The organism is Fimbriimonas ginsengisoli Gsoil 348 (assembly GCF_000724625.1).
GTDB lineage: Bacteria > Armatimonadota > Fimbriimonadia > Fimbriimonadales > Fimbriimonadaceae > Fimbriimonas > Fimbriimonas ginsengisoli.
On sequence record NZ_CP007139.1, the window covers coordinates 4,250,743 to 4,267,464 of the forward strand.

At 60.3% G+C, this 16,722-nt stretch carries 17 protein-coding genes; 13 read left to right on the plus strand and 4 right to left on the minus strand.

All coding sequences use genetic code 11. The features are described 5' to 3' along the window. Positions 1-53: 53 nt before the first annotated feature. Positions 54-2,030, plus strand: coding sequence for a hypothetical protein (locus tag OP10G_RS19005; RefSeq protein ID WP_025228848.1), 1,977 nt, complete (start codon positions 54-56; stop codon positions 2,028-2,030). Between the two features lie 233 nt (positions 2,031-2,263). Here the strand turns inward: OP10G_RS19005 and OP10G_RS19010 are convergent, their stop codons facing one another. Further along, entirely contained in the window at positions 2,264-2,989 is a 726-nt protein-coding gene (locus OP10G_RS19010) for a DUF72 domain-containing protein (protein ID WP_025228847.1), read from the minus strand. 63 nt (positions 2,990-3,052) lie between these two features. On the opposite strand from OP10G_RS19010, the gene OP10G_RS19015 reads away from it, so the two are divergent. The 7 genes from OP10G_RS19015 to OP10G_RS19045 all read left to right on the plus strand — a co-directional run bounded on the left by OP10G_RS19015 (position 3,053) and on the right by OP10G_RS19045 (position 8,382). Further along, positions 3,053-3,535, plus strand: a complete 483-nt coding sequence (locus OP10G_RS19015) for a DinB family protein (protein WP_084179531.1) — start codon at positions 3,053-3,055, stop codon at positions 3,533-3,535. A gap of 91 nt (positions 3,536-3,626) precedes the next feature. Continuing rightward, a complete protein-coding gene (locus OP10G_RS19020; protein ID WP_025228845.1) occupies positions 3,627-3,881 on the plus strand; it encodes a type B 50S ribosomal protein L31 in 255 nt (84 codons plus the stop codon). Positions 3,882-4,092: 211 nt separating this feature from the next. Further along, positions 4,093-5,037 carry a polysaccharide deacetylase family protein gene (locus tag OP10G_RS25080; RefSeq protein WP_025228844.1) on the plus strand — a complete coding sequence of 315 codons (945 nt, stop codon included), beginning with the start codon at positions 4,093-4,095 and terminating at the stop codon, positions 5,035-5,037. Between the two features lie 6 nt (positions 5,038-5,043). After that, positions 5,044-6,357, plus strand: coding sequence for a serine hydroxymethyltransferase (gene glyA, locus OP10G_RS19030; protein ID WP_025228843.1), 1,314 nt, complete (start codon positions 5,044-5,046; stop codon positions 6,355-6,357). Continuing rightward, positions 6,354-7,046, plus strand: a complete 693-nt coding sequence (locus tag OP10G_RS19035) for an aspartate/glutamate racemase family protein (protein WP_025228842.1) — start codon at positions 6,354-6,356, stop codon at positions 7,044-7,046. Before glyA ends, OP10G_RS19035 begins: the two co-directional genes overlap by 4 nt. A 45-nt stretch (positions 7,047-7,091) precedes the next feature. Further along, positions 7,092-7,859, plus strand: coding sequence for a RadC family protein (radC, locus tag OP10G_RS19040; protein WP_025228841.1), 768 nt, complete (start codon positions 7,092-7,094; stop codon positions 7,857-7,859). Then, entirely contained in the window at positions 7,798-8,382 is a 585-nt protein-coding gene (locus OP10G_RS19045; RefSeq protein ID WP_052547846.1) for a translin family protein, read from the plus strand. Before radC ends, OP10G_RS19045 begins: the two co-directional genes overlap by 62 nt. Before the next feature lie 112 nt (positions 8,383-8,494). Here OP10G_RS19045 and OP10G_RS19050 read toward each other — a convergent pair whose 3' ends face one another. Further along, positions 8,495-9,193 carry a glycosyltransferase family 2 protein gene (locus tag OP10G_RS19050; protein ID WP_038476025.1) on the minus strand — a complete coding sequence of 233 codons (699 nt, stop codon included), beginning with the start codon at positions 9,191-9,193 and terminating at the stop codon, positions 8,495-8,497. Between the two features lie 45 nt (positions 9,194-9,238). Next, positions 9,239-10,063 (minus strand): LmeA family phospholipid-binding protein, encoded by an 825-nt coding sequence (locus tag OP10G_RS19055; RefSeq protein WP_025228838.1) that lies wholly within the window; start codon positions 10,061-10,063, stop codon positions 9,239-9,241. Positions 10,064-10,286: 223 nt separating this feature from the next. Here OP10G_RS19055 and ygfZ point away from each other — a divergent pair, with 223 nt between their 5' ends. The 4 genes from ygfZ (at position 10,287) to OP10G_RS19075 (ending at position 15,207) form a co-directional block, all read left to right on the plus strand. Then, a complete protein-coding gene (gene ygfZ / locus OP10G_RS19060) occupies positions 10,287-11,237 on the plus strand; it encodes a CAF17-like 4Fe-4S cluster assembly/insertion protein YgfZ (RefSeq protein ID WP_025228837.1) in 951 nt (316 codons plus the stop codon). Between the two features lie 123 nt (positions 11,238-11,360). After that, positions 11,361-12,392, plus strand: a complete 1,032-nt coding sequence (gene pdhA, locus OP10G_RS19065) for a pyruvate dehydrogenase (acetyl-transferring) E1 component subunit alpha (protein WP_025228836.1) — start codon at positions 11,361-11,363, stop codon at positions 12,390-12,392. 2 nt (positions 12,393-12,394) lie between these two features. Beyond that, a complete protein-coding gene (locus OP10G_RS19070) occupies positions 12,395-13,396 on the plus strand; it encodes an alpha-ketoacid dehydrogenase subunit beta (RefSeq protein WP_025228835.1) in 1,002 nt (333 codons plus the stop codon). Between the two features lie 578 nt (positions 13,397-13,974). Next, positions 13,975-15,207 (plus strand): carboxylesterase family protein, encoded by a 1,233-nt coding sequence (locus OP10G_RS19075; protein ID WP_025228834.1) that lies wholly within the window; start codon positions 13,975-13,977, stop codon positions 15,205-15,207. A gap of 75 nt (positions 15,208-15,282) precedes the next feature. Here the strand turns inward: OP10G_RS19075 and OP10G_RS19080 are convergent, their stop codons facing one another. Beyond that, a complete protein-coding gene (locus tag OP10G_RS19080) occupies positions 15,283-15,867 on the minus strand; it encodes a DUF4142 domain-containing protein (RefSeq protein ID WP_025228833.1) in 585 nt (194 codons plus the stop codon). A 127-nt stretch (positions 15,868-15,994) separates the two neighbouring features. Between OP10G_RS19080 and OP10G_RS19085 the strand changes: the two genes are divergently transcribed. Continuing rightward, on the plus strand, positions 15,995-16,714 hold the full coding sequence (locus OP10G_RS19085; protein ID WP_025228832.1) for an SDR family NAD(P)-dependent oxidoreductase: 720 nt from the start codon (positions 15,995-15,997) through the stop codon (positions 16,712-16,714). The last annotated feature ends 8 nt before the right edge of the window (positions 16,715-16,722 follow it).

Sequence of the window (16,722 nt, forward strand, 5' to 3'; positions counted from 1 at the left end):
ACGGCTGCGCCGTAAGTCGAACGTTTGCACCATATTTCTGCGTCAAGTGCCCGATGACCCCGATCTTCGCGTTGCTGCTGGTCCAAACATCCCCGAAGATCTCCGTTTCGTTCCCGCCGACGCCGATCCGGAAGGCTTTGAAGATACTTTCCGACGCCAGTGGGCGGAGGTTGGAGGTGGGGGGCGCGTTTGCGGACGAGGTGGTTCTTGCCCGCGTCAAGGACGCTCCGGTGGACGCCACGCTCGATCACCTTGCCCAATCTTTGTACGCTCGGTGGCAGCGGGAGCCGAACGGGGTCTTTATGTTGGTCAAGGACCAAGAAGCGCTTCGGCGGCGGGAGCGGCAAGATGCGACCGACAACCGGAAGACCCTGCTGAATTCGCTTTCTTACCTTCGGGGCCGTTTGGCCGAGCAGCCGGCGGAGCTCGACCGTAAGTCGATCCAACGGTATGTCGACCGGCTTGCATCCGAGGATAGGCGCCGTAAGGCGGCAGAGGCCGCGAAGGACTACGAACACATGTTTGTGGCGTCGACGGCGGCGGAAGAATCACCGGCATGGCGGGCGCTAGCGAGCCTGATTCCTCTGCTCGACCAAAGTTATTTGCTGGGGATGCCAAACGACGCCCGCGAGGTGTGGGCCGAGCGTCCGACGCCGATGCAGCATCCTCTGCCGGTCGATGCGGTCTCGGTCCTCAACCGATATCGTCGCGAGCTGGCACTGTTGGACCCTACGAAACAGGTCGCGCGGGTCCGGTTGATCGCGAAGAAGTGGGAGCACGGCGCCGCGTTCAACATGTCGTTGGAAGCGGTCGACGTCGACGGCAAGACGATCGATAAAGGGTTTGCGCGGATGAACGACGACTCGAAGGCGCTGAAGATTCCGTTCACGGAACGGAATCGCTTTGACCCGAAACCGGGTGAGGTTCCTTTTGAAGTTTCTAAGGACGCCAAGGAAGCTCGGATCGTGATGGCGAACGAAGGGGAAGAGCAGGCGCGGCGGGAGCTTTTGTTGAAGTGGAGGCCGCGCATTATGGATCCGGTTCAGTTCGAGCCGACCCAATGGCACTTCGGGGCTGACCTTGTCGCGGCGGCTCAGGCCGCGGATCGGAACCTCATCGGAGCTACCCACGATATCGTTGGGGCTCGGTATTGGAAGGAGCGGAAGTCGACCCCGTCGCAATTGTTCGCGCGGAGCCAGGGCAGCCTCGTGGTGGGGGACGACGGATGGTTGGTCGTCCGAATGCAAGAGCGATTTTCTCGCGCCTCTCGATCTCGTGCGGCGACCCTATTGCGGAATAGCCGCTTGGCGGGCGGCATTACGGTGGATGCCGCCGCGGATTGGGCGGGCGCCTGCGAGGATCGTTGGCCGTTCGTGAATTGGCTTGGCGACTATCTCTCGATTCTGTTTCCCGGCTCCGGTCCGTACAGTGCTTTGGCCACCGTGTCCGACGATCTCGGCTTACGGCTCTGGGATAGCCTCGGCGCGGGGGTTCGTAGCCAGTTGCGGGCGGGCGGTTCGGTGAGGCTCTCCGATCTCCCATCGAAGGCGAAGGAGCGGATTTTTGACGACGTTTATTGGTTCGAGGGGCTGGACGAGCCGGGGATCGAACCGACGGAGCGTCTCCCCAACGGAATCGCCGATGGTTCTCTTACGATGACGACTTCTGAGATGCCGGTCTTCGTCGGATGGTCGTCCAAGGCCGGCCCGCCGGCGTCTCAGCGGCCGATCGACGCCAAGAGCTTCGGGACTTTTCTGGCTAACGGAAACAGTTATTGGGAGGTACCGGCCGAAATCTACCGCGCGTACGACCGATTCCTGCTGGGGGTGCATCGCTCTTACGAGCTTCACTTCCAGATCCAACCAGGGGCGGTTCCGATGACCGTGACTCTGACCGAAACTTTGTTTAATCCTTCGGCGAAGGCTACCGATCAGCTCCCGGCGAATCTTCTTGCGGAGGCGGAATCGTCCCGAAAAGCGGCGGTCGCGGCGAAGCCGGAGAAGGGCGAGGTGATCCCACCGACATCCTAGGTGATGTGGTCACCGGTTTGGGTCGTTTTGCTCGGGCGGCACACGTGGGTGCCGGGTACACGGCTTCGGCGTAGCGTCGGCGCCCTCGCCGATGATCCGGTGTACGAAGTACACCGGGCGGCGCAGGTACGAGCCAACCTGCGGCTACACGGCATCGCCGTAGCGAGCGGCACACGTAGGTGCCGGCTACACGCCTTCGGCGTATGGGAGGGCCGCTCCGGAGGACGCCAGGTTTATTTCATTAGTTCTTGCAGTCGGTCGGCCCAGAGCCAGGGGGCTTCGACGTCTTTGTGGCGGCAGTAGACGTAGCAATCCTTTCCTTCGGCGGCCTCGGATTTTAGATAGGCGGCCCACTCTTGTAGCTGGTCGTCGGAGTAATCCAAGCGCCGCAGGCGGACGTAGAGGTGGGCGGCGGTGTCCCGCCGCTGGGCGTCGGCTTTGTCGGTGTCTTCCGCGACCCAGGCTATGTTCTTCGCTCGGAGCATCGCTTCGATCTCGGGTGCTTGCCACGATTCGTTTCGGAACTCGATCGCCCAAGTAAGTGTGTCGCGATGCGGGATATCGGAGAGAAAGGCCGCGAGCAAATCGTCGTTTCGCTTCATGTTCGGGGGAAGTTGAACCAGAATCGGGCCGAGTTTCCCCGCCCGCTCGGCCGGTTCGATCGCTTTAATGAAATCGTGCAGCGCGGTCATCCCCTCCGGTTTGAGCCGCGCTCGATGGGTCACCGACTCAAGCATCTTTGGAGAGACCTTGAAGCCGGCGGGGGTGGCATCGATCCATTTGGAGACGCTGCTCTCCGACGGGATCTGGCGGAAGGTTCCGACCGACTCCAAAGCGTTGTAGCGGGTCGCGTAATACCGGAGAAAGTCGGCGGCCTTTACTGTTGGCGGGTAGAAGAGCCCCTCGCCTTTCCATTCGGGATAGGAGAAGCCCGACAGGCCGATATACATCTTTTCCATCAGTCGAATTATCTTCGACTTTCAACGCCGCCCTAACATTGGGCATGTATCCTAATCGATGAGATGAATGAATCCGTTGAAGCCGCTAAGGCAGAGTTTTCGCGCGCAGTAAGCCGCATTTCCCGTTCGTTGGAAACGACTCCCGATGATCGACTCCATTGGGCTCCCGGCGCCGGCGCTCGGACCCCGATCCATCAGGTCGCTCACGCGGCTATGTCGATCAAGGGGATGCAGGATTGGTTTTCCGGCCAGCCGTTCCCGTTCGACAAAATTTCCGATTTGGACGCGTGGTCGAGAGCTAAGGAGAAGGAGTTCACGTCCCGGGAGCAGGTTATGGGCCTGCTCGAGGAGAACAGCAATGCTTACCTGGCTTGGCTAGATAGCCTGACGCCGGAGCAGCTTGCCTCGACGCTCGATATGGGCTTTGCCTCCTTCCCGATGGCGATGGCGATCACTTTTCCGGCCGATCACACCCGGGCCCACGCGTCTCAGATCGACTATATCCAAACCACGTACGGCGATCTCGACTGGCACATGGCCGGTTAACGATTCGATCTCGTAGCGGGAAGGGGGCGGAGACGTTGCGTCGAGAGGCTCCGAAATGCCATAATTCACGTTCGTAATCTCAGGCACGACCATGAAAGAAGGAATTCACCCTAAGGTCTATCCGGTGCTGTTCGTCGACGGCGAGCATCAGTGGACCGGCGTCTCGACCACCAAGACTAACAATACGCGCACCGTGGATGGCGTCGAGTATTCCGTGGTCAACCTCGAAATCTCCTCGTTTAGCCACCCGTTCTACACCGGTCAGAAGCGGTTGGTGGACACCGCCGGCCGCGTGGAGAAGTTCATGCGCCGGTACGGCAACCAGCCCAGCGGAACCAAGAAGTAAGGCTTTCAAAAAGGGCGGGGCTATCGCAGCCCCGCCTTTTTTTGCGCCTGGAGTTCGGCACTCTTGCGCAAGAGTCATGGGAACTGGGCCACCTTGGCGGCAGTTCCATTATTACTAGCGGCTTCGCCGGGTATTTTCATTTGTCGTCGGCTTACCCCAGGGGGGTGATCGCCGGGTTTCCCATATGCCACGCCAAAGTTCCAAACTCAGAGTGATCGGGCTCGCCGTCACCGTCGCCGGCCTGATTGGTCTCACCATCCTCGCGCACTTCGTTCGTGACGAGGCGGGCGGCATCCGGAACGCGTTGAGCCCAAGTTTTTGGCACGAACGCTCGATCGGCTACGACGAATACGAACCCGACTTGGCGTGGTTCCGCCGCGGTCCGCGCGAAAAGAAAGAGGTCTGCCTGACCCTCGACGACGGCCCCCATGGCCTGTGTACTCAGCAAGAGCTGGCGATCCTGAAGAAAGAAGGGGTTCGCGCCACCTTCTTCGTGGTTGGAAAGCGAATGGTTGAACACCCGGCGCTTATCAAGAGGATGATCGCGGAAGGGCACGAGGTGGGGAACCACACCCAGAACCACCCGCGGCTAAGCACGATTCCGCTGGCCGACGTTCGCCGAGAGCTCGAGCAGTGTAACGACGAGTTCGTGCAGATCACCGGGCGGCGCATGGCGCTCTTCCGCCCGCCCGGCATGCGGGACAACAAAGCGATCCTGGAGTTAGCCCGGTCGATGGGATACCAGACCGTCGACTGGAACGTCGGCGCGCACGACTTCACGCCGAACAAGAAAGATCCGAAGGTAACGCCGGAGATGCTTGAAGCCTCCAAGGCGACCCCTGACCAGATCGCCGACCGTGTCGTTTCCAACATCAAGAACGGCTCTCTGATCTTGCTGCACGATCAGCTCGCCACCGCGGCCGCGCTGCCCAAAATCATCCACGTTCTAAGGGCGAAGGGGTACAAGTTCGTGACCTGCTCGGAAGCGCTGACCCACATCGATCATCCGATCATGGTGGTGGCGAATCCGATGGTTCACGACGCCCACCTTGCGGCGAACATTCCGAGCTCGAAGGACGATTCGGTGGTTCCCGCCTTCCGGGAAATGCCGGCGTCCACCCCGGAGAGCCGAAAGGAACGCGCCCAGCATCTATAATCGGGCATGGCCCCGGTTTCATCCGCTTCCTCGTCGCATCGGATTCCTCTTTCTCAAGCCGACCCGGAGATCTTCGGGCTGATCGGGCGTGAGGAGGCGCGGCAGGAGCACAACCTTGAGCTGATCGCCAGCGAAAATATCGCCTCAACCGCAGTGCGAGAGGCGATGGCGAGCGTGCTGACCGACAAATATGCCGAGGGATATCCCGGCAATCGCTACTATGGCGGCTGCGAAGTGGTCGACGAGGTGGAAAACCTCGCTCGCGACCGGGCGAAACAGCTTTTCGGCGCGGAATACGCAAACGTTCAGGCGCACTCCGGCAGCCAGGCCAACATGGCGGTCTATTTCACGTTCTTAAAGCCGGGCGATTCGGTGATGGGGATGGACCTTTCACACGGTGGCCACCTGACTCACGGCTCGCCGGTCAATTTTTCGGGGCAGCTTTACAAGTTCACCGCCTACGGAATCGACCGGGAGACCGAGCGGCTCGACTACGATCAGGTCGCCGATTCCGTAAAGCAGGTACGCCCCAAGATGATCACCGTCGGCGCCAGCGCCTATTCGCGGCCGATCGACTTCAAGGCGTTCCGCGAGATCGCAGACTCGGTGGGCGCGTTCCTTTTCGCCGACATCGCTCACCCAGCCGGGCTTATCGCCAAGGGTCTGCTTCCCAGTCCGATCCCCTACGCCCACGTGGTGACCACGACCACCCACAAGACGCTTCGCGGACCCCGCGGCGGCATGATCTTGCTTGGCAAAGATTTCGAAAACCCGTTTGGAATCGTCGCTCCCAAGAGTGGACGCACGAAGATGATGTCCGAGCTTTTGGACAGTCAGGTGATTCCGGGGATCCAGGGCGGTCCGCTCATGCACGTCATCGCGGCCAAGGCGGTCGGGTTCGGCGAGAACCTTCAGCCGGCATTCGAAGAGTACGGCCGCCAGGTCATTCGGAACGCTCAGGCGCTGGCCGGCGCGCTCCAAGCCCTCGGCTACCACATCATCTCGGGCGGCACCGACAACCACCTGATGCTCATCGACTTGCGGAATAAGGGAATCACCGGTAAGGCGGCCCAACTGGCTCTTGACCGCGCCAATATCACCTGCAACAAGAACGCGGTGCCGTGGGACGACAAATCTCCCTTGGTCACCAGCGGCATTCGCCTGGGAACGCCGGCACTGACGACCCGCGGTATGCGCGAGAGTGAGATGAAGGAAGTCGCGACCCTGATCGACCGGGTCATCCGCTCGGCGGACGACGAGGCGAACCTGGCCGGGGTCAAAGCCGACGTCGTCGCGCTCTGCTCACGATTCGATCTATGAAACTGCTCGGTTTGATCGGCGGGACCAGTTGGGTTTCGACCGGGGAGTACTACCGCTTGCTGAACGAGGGGGTCAACCGCCGGCTTGGCGACCCTCAGTTCGCGCGATGCCTCATCTTCTCGTTCAACTATGCCGACATCCTCGCGTTGAACGCGAAGCAGGACTGGGACGCGATCTTCGAGCTGGTGGCCGCGGCCTGCCTTCACCATCGAGATGCGGGCGCGGAGGGAATCGTCCTTTGTGCGAACACGATGCACCTCATCGCCGACCGGGTGCAGGAGCGGGTCGGCTTGCCGGTCATCCACATCGCGGACGCCACGGCGGAGGCGATTCGCCGTGCTGGCCTGACGACGGTTGCGCTCCTGGGAACGCGGTTCACGATGGAAAAGGAGTTCTTTCGCGAGCGGCTGGCGAGCCGGGGGATCGAGGCGGTGATTCCGGAAGAGGCGGACCGGGAGTTCATCCACACCACGATCTTCGGCGAGCTCGGCACAGGCAATTTTCTTCCCGCAACCAAGGCACGTTATCTGTCCATCATCGACGATTTGGCGGCGAAGGGGGCGGAAGGCGCGATCCTTGGCTGCACGGAGATTCCGATGCTCATCAAGCAATCGGATTGTGCGATTCCGCTATTCGATACGACGGCCATCCATGTTGACGCGGCGATCGAATTTGCCTTAGGCGAGTAGGTGCCATCGCCATGCCACGCCTCAGAAAATGCATACTCCCTAGCGATGGCGGATCGCGAACTGCTCCTGAGGGTACGGGATGCCGGGGTGCGGGCGGCGTCGGTGATCGATCTGCTTGCGATCGGCTTTTCCAGGCGGGAATCGGATGTGGCTCTTGCGGAACCGATGGCTCGTAAGGCGCTCCAACGCTTCGGCTCTTTGAAATCGTTGGGCGAGGCGGGCGCGACAGACCTGACGGCGGCAACCGGTTTAGAGAACTTCGAGGTACTCCGGGCTCAAGCGCTTATCGAGATTGGAAGGAGATGTGCGAAGAACAACCGGGGCGAGATCACTTCGATCGACTCGCCCGACGATGTCTTCGAGCTTCTAAGCTACTTGCAGGGAGAAAAGAGGGAGCACTTCGTGGCGATCCTGCTCGATGCAAAGTCGCAGGTGATGCGGGTGGCGAACATCCACATCGGAACACTTACCGCCAGCATCGTGGGTCCGCGGGAGGTTTTCCGGGAGGCGATCCGCGACGGGGCGAGCAGCATCATCGTGGCCCATAACCACCCAAGCGGCGACCCGTCGCCTAGTCCGGAGGATGTGGAAGTAACGCATAAGTTGATCGAGATCGGGCAAATGCTCGACATTCCGGTGCTCGATCACATCATCATCGGAGAACGCAGGGCACTAAGCCTTCGTGAGGGGATCGAATTTGGCGGACAAGTGGGATCAAATCGTATTAACTTTGCGCGAGAGAGCACAGGGTATGCACGAAGCGCGGGAGGCGGCGCTTGGCCACTGCCGGAAGCTGGGCCAGCTCGCGGCTAGATCGATCCGGCACGTTCACCGGCATCAATTTGAGGAAGCCGAGCGGCTCCTGGAAGAAGCGAAAGCAACCGCGCAACTCGCTCGCGATGCGCTGCGCCCGTTCCCGGAGCTAAACCCCGCCTACCTGCACGACAGCGAGAAGGAGATGGTGGAGGCGGCCGCGGTGCTCGCAATCGTGCACGATCGTCCGTATCCCTCGGCGGAGGAGCTCGGTGCGCAGGTGATGAGCTACCTCAACGGCATGGGAGAAGCGGCCAGCGAGGTTCGGCGCTATGCGCTGGACGAGATGCGGCACGGACGTCTGGACAAAGCCGAACAGATCCTCCGCCAGATGGAGACGATCTACGAGGACCTGATCACCTTCGACTACGCCGACTCGATGACCGGCGGCCTCCGTCGCACTTGCGACGCCTTGAGGGCGGTCGTCGAGCGCACGCGAAGCGATCTGACGGCGACGGCGAGCCAGCAGGAGCTCGTCCGGGAGCTAAGGGCTACCAGAGAAGCAATTCAGGCGAAGCCATAGTAGCATCGGCTCCCAGCCGATGAACCTCAGGACCGTCCCGGTCCTGAGAATTGGACCAAGGGCAGTATGCCCTTGGGACCCACTGGTTTGAAGCCAGTGCCACTCCGGAATATTAGAATTTGCCGAAGCGGTGTTTGAATAGGGTCCAGAAGGCGTCGGGGGCGTCGGTCCAGCGGATCTTTTTGCCGGCGGCTTTGCTCCGGGGGACGTAGTCGATCGGGACTTCCATGATTCGTTCCCCGAGGCGGATGGACTTCGCCGTTACTTCGGGGCAGAACTCGAATCGCTGGCACTGGAGATTCATTCGACGTAGCAGGTCGGTTCTGAACGCTTTGTAGCAGGTCGCCTCGTCGGTGACGTGGCGGAAGTAGAGGAGCCGCACCGCCCATGCCAGCAACACGTTGACCACCTTGTTCGGAAGCGCCATTCCCTTAGGTAGGCCCTGGGAGAACCGGCTGCCGTAGACCACGTTGGCTTTTCCGTCGAGAATCGGCTGAACTAAAGTCGGGATCTGCTCGGGGGCGTATTCCAGGTCCGCGTCTTGGACGATTGTGGTCACCCCTTCTGCAAACGGCAGCGCCTTTCGGATGGCGTTCCCTTTGCCGCCACGCTTCTCGTTCCGCAGGATGAGGACCCGGTCCGCATAGCCCTCTAGTATTTGCGGCGTTCGATCCGTGCTGCCGTCGTCTACCACGATGATCTGCACCGAAATAGGCAGTGCGAGAACCCGATCCAGAACCTCTGCGATCGTATCTTCCTCGTTCAAGACCGGCACGAGGACCGTGACCTCGGGCGACAAGCCTTGGCGCATCTCGCGGAGAGGATACTCCTTAGATAAAACAGCCGCCATGCCCTTTTACAACGCCGGGGCATTTGTTTTCGTGCCCCGCTCGCGCGAAGGGATTTTGGTGACGCCGCTTGCGCGCAACGTGCCGTTCCGTAAGACCACCCGATCTACCTTCATCGCCCCAGACAAACCTAAGTCGCGATCGAGATCGACCACGGGATTCAGGATTTCCAGCAATACCTTTTGCAACTCGGGATCGGCCGGATTGCCATCGAACAAGACGCGGGGGTGGGTTAGGACCAAGCGAGAGCCGCCGGCCGGCTCGAGGCGTGCCGCGATGAAGAAGTCGGTGGTGAGGAGGATCAGCTCGGCCCGCCCTTCGATGAACAGCTTGTCTCGATCCATCCGGACATGGGCGGTTTTGACCTCGTGGAATTTGGCGAGGATGAACGCTTCCAGATCGGCAGCCGTTACCTCCACCTCGCCAATGCCTAAGCCGCTTCGGCTGAGCCGAAAGCGATGATCGCGAAGGGCGAGGGCGAGATCGAAGCGACAGTCGGGAATATCCGCTTGCAACCTCGCTACGCGCAGGCCGCGGAGGGTGAAGTCGCGCATGTCGATGCGTAGGTCGTGCAAGACGCCTCGCTGAGACCGCCACGGCTCCGTGTAGAGCGGGAGGCCGTCCGACGAGAAGCCGGACGCGACGATCGACACCCGGTGGATATCGCCAAAGATCGCCTCCGGGCCCACGCTCGATTTGATGTCGACACGTTTGCGATCGCCTGAGAGAAGGGAAGAGATCTCGGTGGCCGCGAGCCGCTCGAACCGGTGCACCTCGGCATTCACGGTGCGAATCAGCCCCAACCCCACGAGTCCGACTAAGATCGGGGTCATTGGACGATCACGGCATGGCCCGAAGCGCGCCATGCATGCGGGTTGACCCGCAGGTTAGGGATGAAATCCTCGGTGGTGCTCATATTCAAGTTGGTAAGTTGCGACTTTCAACGGACTTGTTTGCAGGGGCGGGGGCCGTGCCACGTAATCTTGAAGCCTGCGGCAGTCTTACCACGCGTCTTTACGTCAACGACAGCGGCCGGAGCCTCGTAGATACTTTCGCATGAACGACGACCGCCTGCGATCCGATTGCGGCCTGCTTAGTCTCCCGGGAATCGCACTCGCCGTGATTACGGGCGAGGACCGAAAAGATTGGCTGCAGGGGCAGGTGACCAACGACGTTCGCTCGCTTGATCCTGGCAACTCGGTCTCGTTTTGTCTCTGCTCCGCGACGGGGCAGATCCAATCCGTTATCGACGCCTGGGGGTTCGAGGGGCGAATTGCGATGACGACCGACCGGGAGACGCTGCCGGCATTTCTTCGCCGTGCCGAGGAGATGGTGATCATGGAAGACGTGGCCGCCGGCGAAGCGACGTCCGATTTCCACTTGATCAGTATCCAGGGGCCGACGGCGACGGAACGGCTCTCGAAACTCATGAGCCTTCCCGATGCAAGCGCGGGTGAAACGCTGGTGGAGGGCGTGCCCGTCCTCTGTATGCAGTCCGACCGGACCGGGTTCGGAGGGTGGGATCTTTGGGTTCCCCGGTCGGCCAGAGACGTCATTCACAAGGTGGAGCTCGAGTTCGAACCGGTCACCGCGGAGGCGTTCAACGCCGCCCGGCTAGAGGCCGGGATTCCGATGTTCGGAGTCGACATCCACGCCAAGACGATGCCTCCCGAACTCGGCCCAAGCTTTGAAGCAAAGCACGTCAGCTACAAAAAAGGATGCTATGTGGGGCAAGAAGTCCTGATGCGGATCCACAGCCGGGGCCACACGAATAAGACTTGGGTCGGCCTGCTCGCCGATGGTCCCCTTGAGGTCGGTGGGGAAGTTCACGGCGCTGGACAGGGCGCGGTCGGGGTGCTGACCAGCGTTGCCGAGTCTCCTACATTCGGCCACATTGGCGGGGCGACAGTTCGAAACGAGGTTGCGTCGAACGGGGAATCTTTGCGGGTCATCACCGAGCGAGGGGAAGTAGATGTGGAAGTCCGCATCCTGCCCCTCACCTTGTAGTCGAATAGGAATTTGGAGCCGTGGGCTTTCCTGGCGCGGGTATAACTTGCCATAGGGTCCCGACTGCCTCAACGGCGAGGTCATGTCGGGCCACCACCTCCCAACCTTCTATTTGAGGAACCTGTGGCCAAACAAGCCGAGAAAAAAACCCCCGCCAAACCCATCGAAGAGTCGAAAGAGCAGCTCGAAGCTTATTACCGCGAGATGCTTTTCATCCGGCACTTTGAAGAGAAGTCAAACGTTGCATACCGCCTCGGCAAAATCGGCGGCTACATGCATACCTACATCGGAATGGAAGCGCTGGCAACCGGCTGGCTGCACTCGATCCGGATGGGTCACGACTATGTCATTACCGCTTACCGCGACCACGCCCATGCGTTAATCCTTGGCACCGATCCGGTCGCGGTCTTCGCCGAGTTGATGGGCCGCAAGGGTGGTACCGCCGGCGGAAAGGGTGGCTCGATGCACATCTTCGACCCGGCGAACGGCTTCTACGGAGGCTGGGGTATCGTCGGCGGGCATCTTCCGCTGGGAGCGGGACTCGCCTTCGCGGTGAAGTACCGTCAGGAAGACAAAGTCGTTCTGAACTTCATGGGTGATGGCGCGGCGAACCAGGGCGTGGTCTTTGAAACGCTCAACATGGCCGGCCTGTACGACCTGCCCTGCATCTTCATCATCGAGAACAACGAGTTCGCGATGGGGACTCGGCTGGAGTACCACGCCGCCGACCCAGAGCTTTGGAAGCGAGGCATTCCATTCGGCATTAAGAGCGAGCGGATCGACGGCATGGACGTCATCCAGATGCGGAAGGACGCCCAACGCATCGTCGACTGGGTTCGCGAGAACAAGAAGCCGTACTTCGTGGAAGTGATGTGCTACCGCTATGCCGGCCACGGCGCGGCCGACAACGACCGGCAGCTCTACCGAACCAAGGAAGAGGAAGCCGAGAACCAGAAGCGCGATCCGATCCAGCGCCTCAAGAACTATCTGCTCGAAAAGCAGTACGTCTCCGAGGAGGTTCTCGAAGCGATCGACGCCGAGGAGCTCGAGCGGGTCGAGAAGATTTACGAGGAAGCCGATGCCCAGCCGTTCCCGGATCCGGATGAGGTTTACGACAACATTTATTCCGACATGAAGCCGGAGCAAGGGCACTAGGAATGTCAAATACAATCGAATTAACCTACCGAGAGGCTCTCACCAAGAGCATGCAGGAGGAGATGGATAAGAACGCCGACGTCTTCCTGATGGGAGAGGACATCGGCCGGTACCAGGGGACCTTCAAGGTCACTCGGGGCTTGGTTGAGAAGTACGGAGCCCGCGAGAGCGAGTTCAACCCACGCGTTTTGGACACTCCGATCACCGAAGCCGGCTTTGCCGGAATCGCGACCGGCGCGGCAATGGCGGGTCTTCGACCGATCGTCGAGTTCATGACGATGAGCTTCTCGATCCTCGCGCTCGACCAGATCATCAACCACACGGCGAAGATCCATTACATGTCGAACGGCGTGGTCAAGTGCCCGATCGTCTTCCGTGGACCCGGTGGCGCGGCCAAGCAGCTTTCGGCACAGCACTCTCACTCGATGGAGGGGTGGTTCGCCCACGTGCCCGGCCTGAAGGTGGTGGCGCCGGCGTTCGCCAGCGACGCTTACGGACTTCTGAAGACGGCGGTCGCCGACGACAATCCGGTCATCTTCTACGAGAACCCGGGTCTGTACGCCACGAAGGGGATGGTGCCCGACGATCCGAACTACATGCTTCCGCTTGGCAAGGCCAATGTGGTCAAGGAAGGGAAGGACCTGTCGCTCATCGGCTACAGCCGCATGACCCACGTCAACCTCGCCGCCGCCGAACTCCTGGCGAAGGACGGCATCGACGTGGAAGTCGTCGACGTCATCTCGCTTCTGCCGCTCGACATGCCGACGATCTATGCGTCGATTCGGAAGACGCATCGCGCCGTCGTCGTCTACGAAGACTGGCGAAGCGGCGGATTCGGGGCGGAGATCGTGGCTCGGATCCAAGAGGACTGCTTCGACGACCTCGACGCCCCAGTTGGCCGGGTCGGCGGGCTCAACGTACCGATGCCCTACGCTCGAAACCTCGAGTTGCAGTGCATTCCGGACGAGAACGACGTCGTCGCGGCCGTTCGCAAGATTAGCTAGTCTCTTAAAGCCCCCTCTCCCTCCTCCGGACCCATCACGGTAGAAACCGAATGCCGAACGAGGGAGAGGGACTTGTCGTTACACACATCTTTGGGTTCAAGAATCCAAGTAGCTCCCCTTCATCACACTAACCCACTCCAAGGTTTGGGGGAGCATCTCGCATGAGGTCGGAAGCCCCTCGTGTCGAACTACTCGAATGCCGCTGTAAAACAGGAGAAGAATCAGTACCAAACTCCCCTCGCGGAGAAGGAGAGGACGCCGAAGGATCTTAGGTGATTCCGCCCTTTCAGGGCTTGAGGAAATGGGTCGCCTCCACCCAGGGCTTACGCCCTGCGCTGGCAGATGCCGCCTCTTTGAGGCTGGATTGGGACGAGCCATCGTCCGCACCTTCAATCATTAGTCGCCGCCAACCGGGACAAATACCATGCGACGGCTTCCGGAGGAGGGGAGTTTGGTACTTTCGGTTTTCCGCGGAGTTGTTGGCTTGAGAGATGTATATAACGAGAAGGAGGAGGCGGTCGCGTGAGGGCTCCGGGCAGCAAAGATCAGAAACGGCGAGCACGGCGTAATATCAACGCATGCTGTCCATCCTTGCGTTCAGTCTTGCCTTAGCTGGCTCCCTGCAAGACACCCCGGATGCTGTCCTCGTCCGCATTAGACTCAAGATCGAGTCGCTGCAAGCAAAACCTCAGCCCGATCTCTATGTCCTGCACCTTAAGTCGGTCCTCGCCCTTTCGCAAGCCGAGGTTCTCAAGCTTCAGTTCGGAAACGAAGCGCAGTCGAAGGAAGTCCTCGGCTACCTTCAGACCATCGACCACGGCCTGAACGACGACGGCGACAAGGCGGAGACCTACCTTCGAGACGGGACGCGCGCATTGACTCTAGCCAGGCTGTCGAAGGTCGATGGCTCGCTCCAGTACTGTACCGTCGGACTCCCCCCACACTGGGATCCGAGTCACGCCTACCCGATGATCGTCGGGATGCATGGCGCGGGGCCGCGCATCCCGCTTGCCTATGTGAACTTCACGTTCCTCCCTCACGGGAAGAGCGAGAAGCCACTCCGGGAAGTAATCACCGTCGTCCCTTGGGGACGCGGTAACCGGGGTTGGCGCGACGACGGGGAGAGCGACCTTTGGGAGGCCATCGAAGAGGTCAAGAGCTTTGCCAAGGTCGATCCTGACCGGTGCTATATGGCCGGCCATTCGATGGGAGCGGACGGCGTATGGGCGATTGCCCAGCGGACTCCGGATTTGTGGGCAGCGGTGGCGATGATGGCGGGCAGCACCTACTCGGCGCCGCCGGAACTTGGCTTGGTACCCAATGCCGCGCACCTGCCGTTCTACATCTGGATCGGCGATCAAGATTCGAATAAAGATCGGATCCCTTCGTCGCAACAGGCACGAGACGCATTAGCCGCAGTAGGAAATACGCCTACGTTCGTTTTGCAACCTGGCGTGGGGCATTCACCGCGAGGCGAAGACGAGGACGCAAAGACCGATTGGCTGCTTAGACACGTCCGCAGGCGGCCGGATCATTTCTCGTTCGTGGTGGACACCCTTCGCCACCGGGGCGTGTGGGGAGTTTTCGCCCTGCGTCGAAACGCGACCCGGGCGACGCTGCCGGAGCCCAACGTAAAGTTCGAGGTTTGGATCGAGGGTCAACGGGTGCGGATTGAAGCGCCAGACGCACCCAAGATGCGAGTCGATCTTGGCTCGACAGGGCTCGGTATGACCGGCGATGTCGAAGTGGTGTTCAACGGCAAATCGGTCTTCAATGGTCCGGTGCCGATCACGCCGATCGAAATTGGGTGAAGGGGCGCTAGGTGTTGGGCGTTAGGGCTTTCCTTCCATTCCCCAACGCCCAACGCCCTAACGCCATAACGCCTATCACATACCGTGATCCATCTTCGTGGCGCCCATCATGGTTTTCTTGGCGATGAGCATCTTGTAGTGCATGGTGACGGCGGGGAGCGTCTTAACGGCGTACGCCTTGACGTCCTGGTCCCGACCATTCTGGATTTCACCTTTGAACTTCATCGAAGTGGCGGCATGGCCGTCCTTCTGCCACATCTGGTAGGCGCTGTCGAAAGCCGAACCTCGGAGGCTTGCAAGCTTGTTGTACGCCTTCTGAAGCTTGGAAGGGAGGTTGGAAGGGAGCGATACGCCCTTGTTCGATGCGACCGCCTTCAGCTCTTCCTGGGATCCCTTGTGCTCGTGGATCATTTCCTTGGCGAACTCTTGGACGAACGTGTCGTTACTTCGCTCGGCGGCGAGTTGGCTCGTTAGGATCTCGAACATGTTCGCCGCGGCGGCATCCTTAACGAACTTCATGTCGCGCGAGTTGAGTCCGCTTACGGTGCGGAACAGTCTCTCCGGGCGGCCGTCCTGCGAAATCGAAACGTTTTGCGCGAACGCCGGTACGACGAGCGAAAATGCTGCGACCGCGATCGCTCCGAAATTCTTAGTGTTCATGTTGGGCTCTCCTTGGTTAGCGTCGCGTCGAGCGACCCTGCGTTTACGATCAGGCCTTCCGGTTGCTTGTTCCAACTTCTTCTCAGGTCCCGAACCGCGGTAGGACCATTGCGTCTGATAGGGGTTCATGCGGTTCGAAAACAAGGTTTGTATCGTCACGGGAGCGGCTTCGGGAATAGGGCTCGCGACGGCTAACCGGATGGCATCCGAGGGAGGAAGGGTCGCCATCGTCGATCTGAAAGCGGAAGCCGCGGAGGCGGCGGCCCAGGCGATTGGGGAGGCGGCAATCTCCTTAGTGGCGGACGTCGGAGACGCGGGTGCGATCCAAGACGGGATTCACGCCGTGCTGGAAAAATGGGGCCGCATCGACGTGCTCGTCAATAACGCGGCGATGATGACGTTTCAGCTTCTCGAGGAGCTAACGGTGGAGCAATGGGATCATGTGCTTGCGGTGAATCTCCGCTCGGTCTTTGCTTTTTGCAGAGGGGTGGCTCCGCATATTCAAGGGGGCGCCATCGTCAACGTCTCGTCCGTCCATGCCCACGAGACGACGGCAAACGTAATTCCGTACGCCAGCAGTAAAGGGGGAATGGAAGCTTTTTGCCGGGCGATGAGTCAGGAATATCCGATCGAAAAGCTCCGAATCAACTGCGTGGCGCCGGGAGCCATCAACACGCCGATGCTTTGGAACAATCCGAACGTGAAAAGCGGCAAAGAGAAAATAACCGGAAAAGTCGGCGAGCCCGAGGATGTGGCGGCGGCAATCTGCTTCCTTGCTAGCGACGAGGCGAAGTTTATCAACGGAACCACGCTCGTCGTAGACGGTGGCCGGCTGGATGTCTTGTAGGTTTTCAA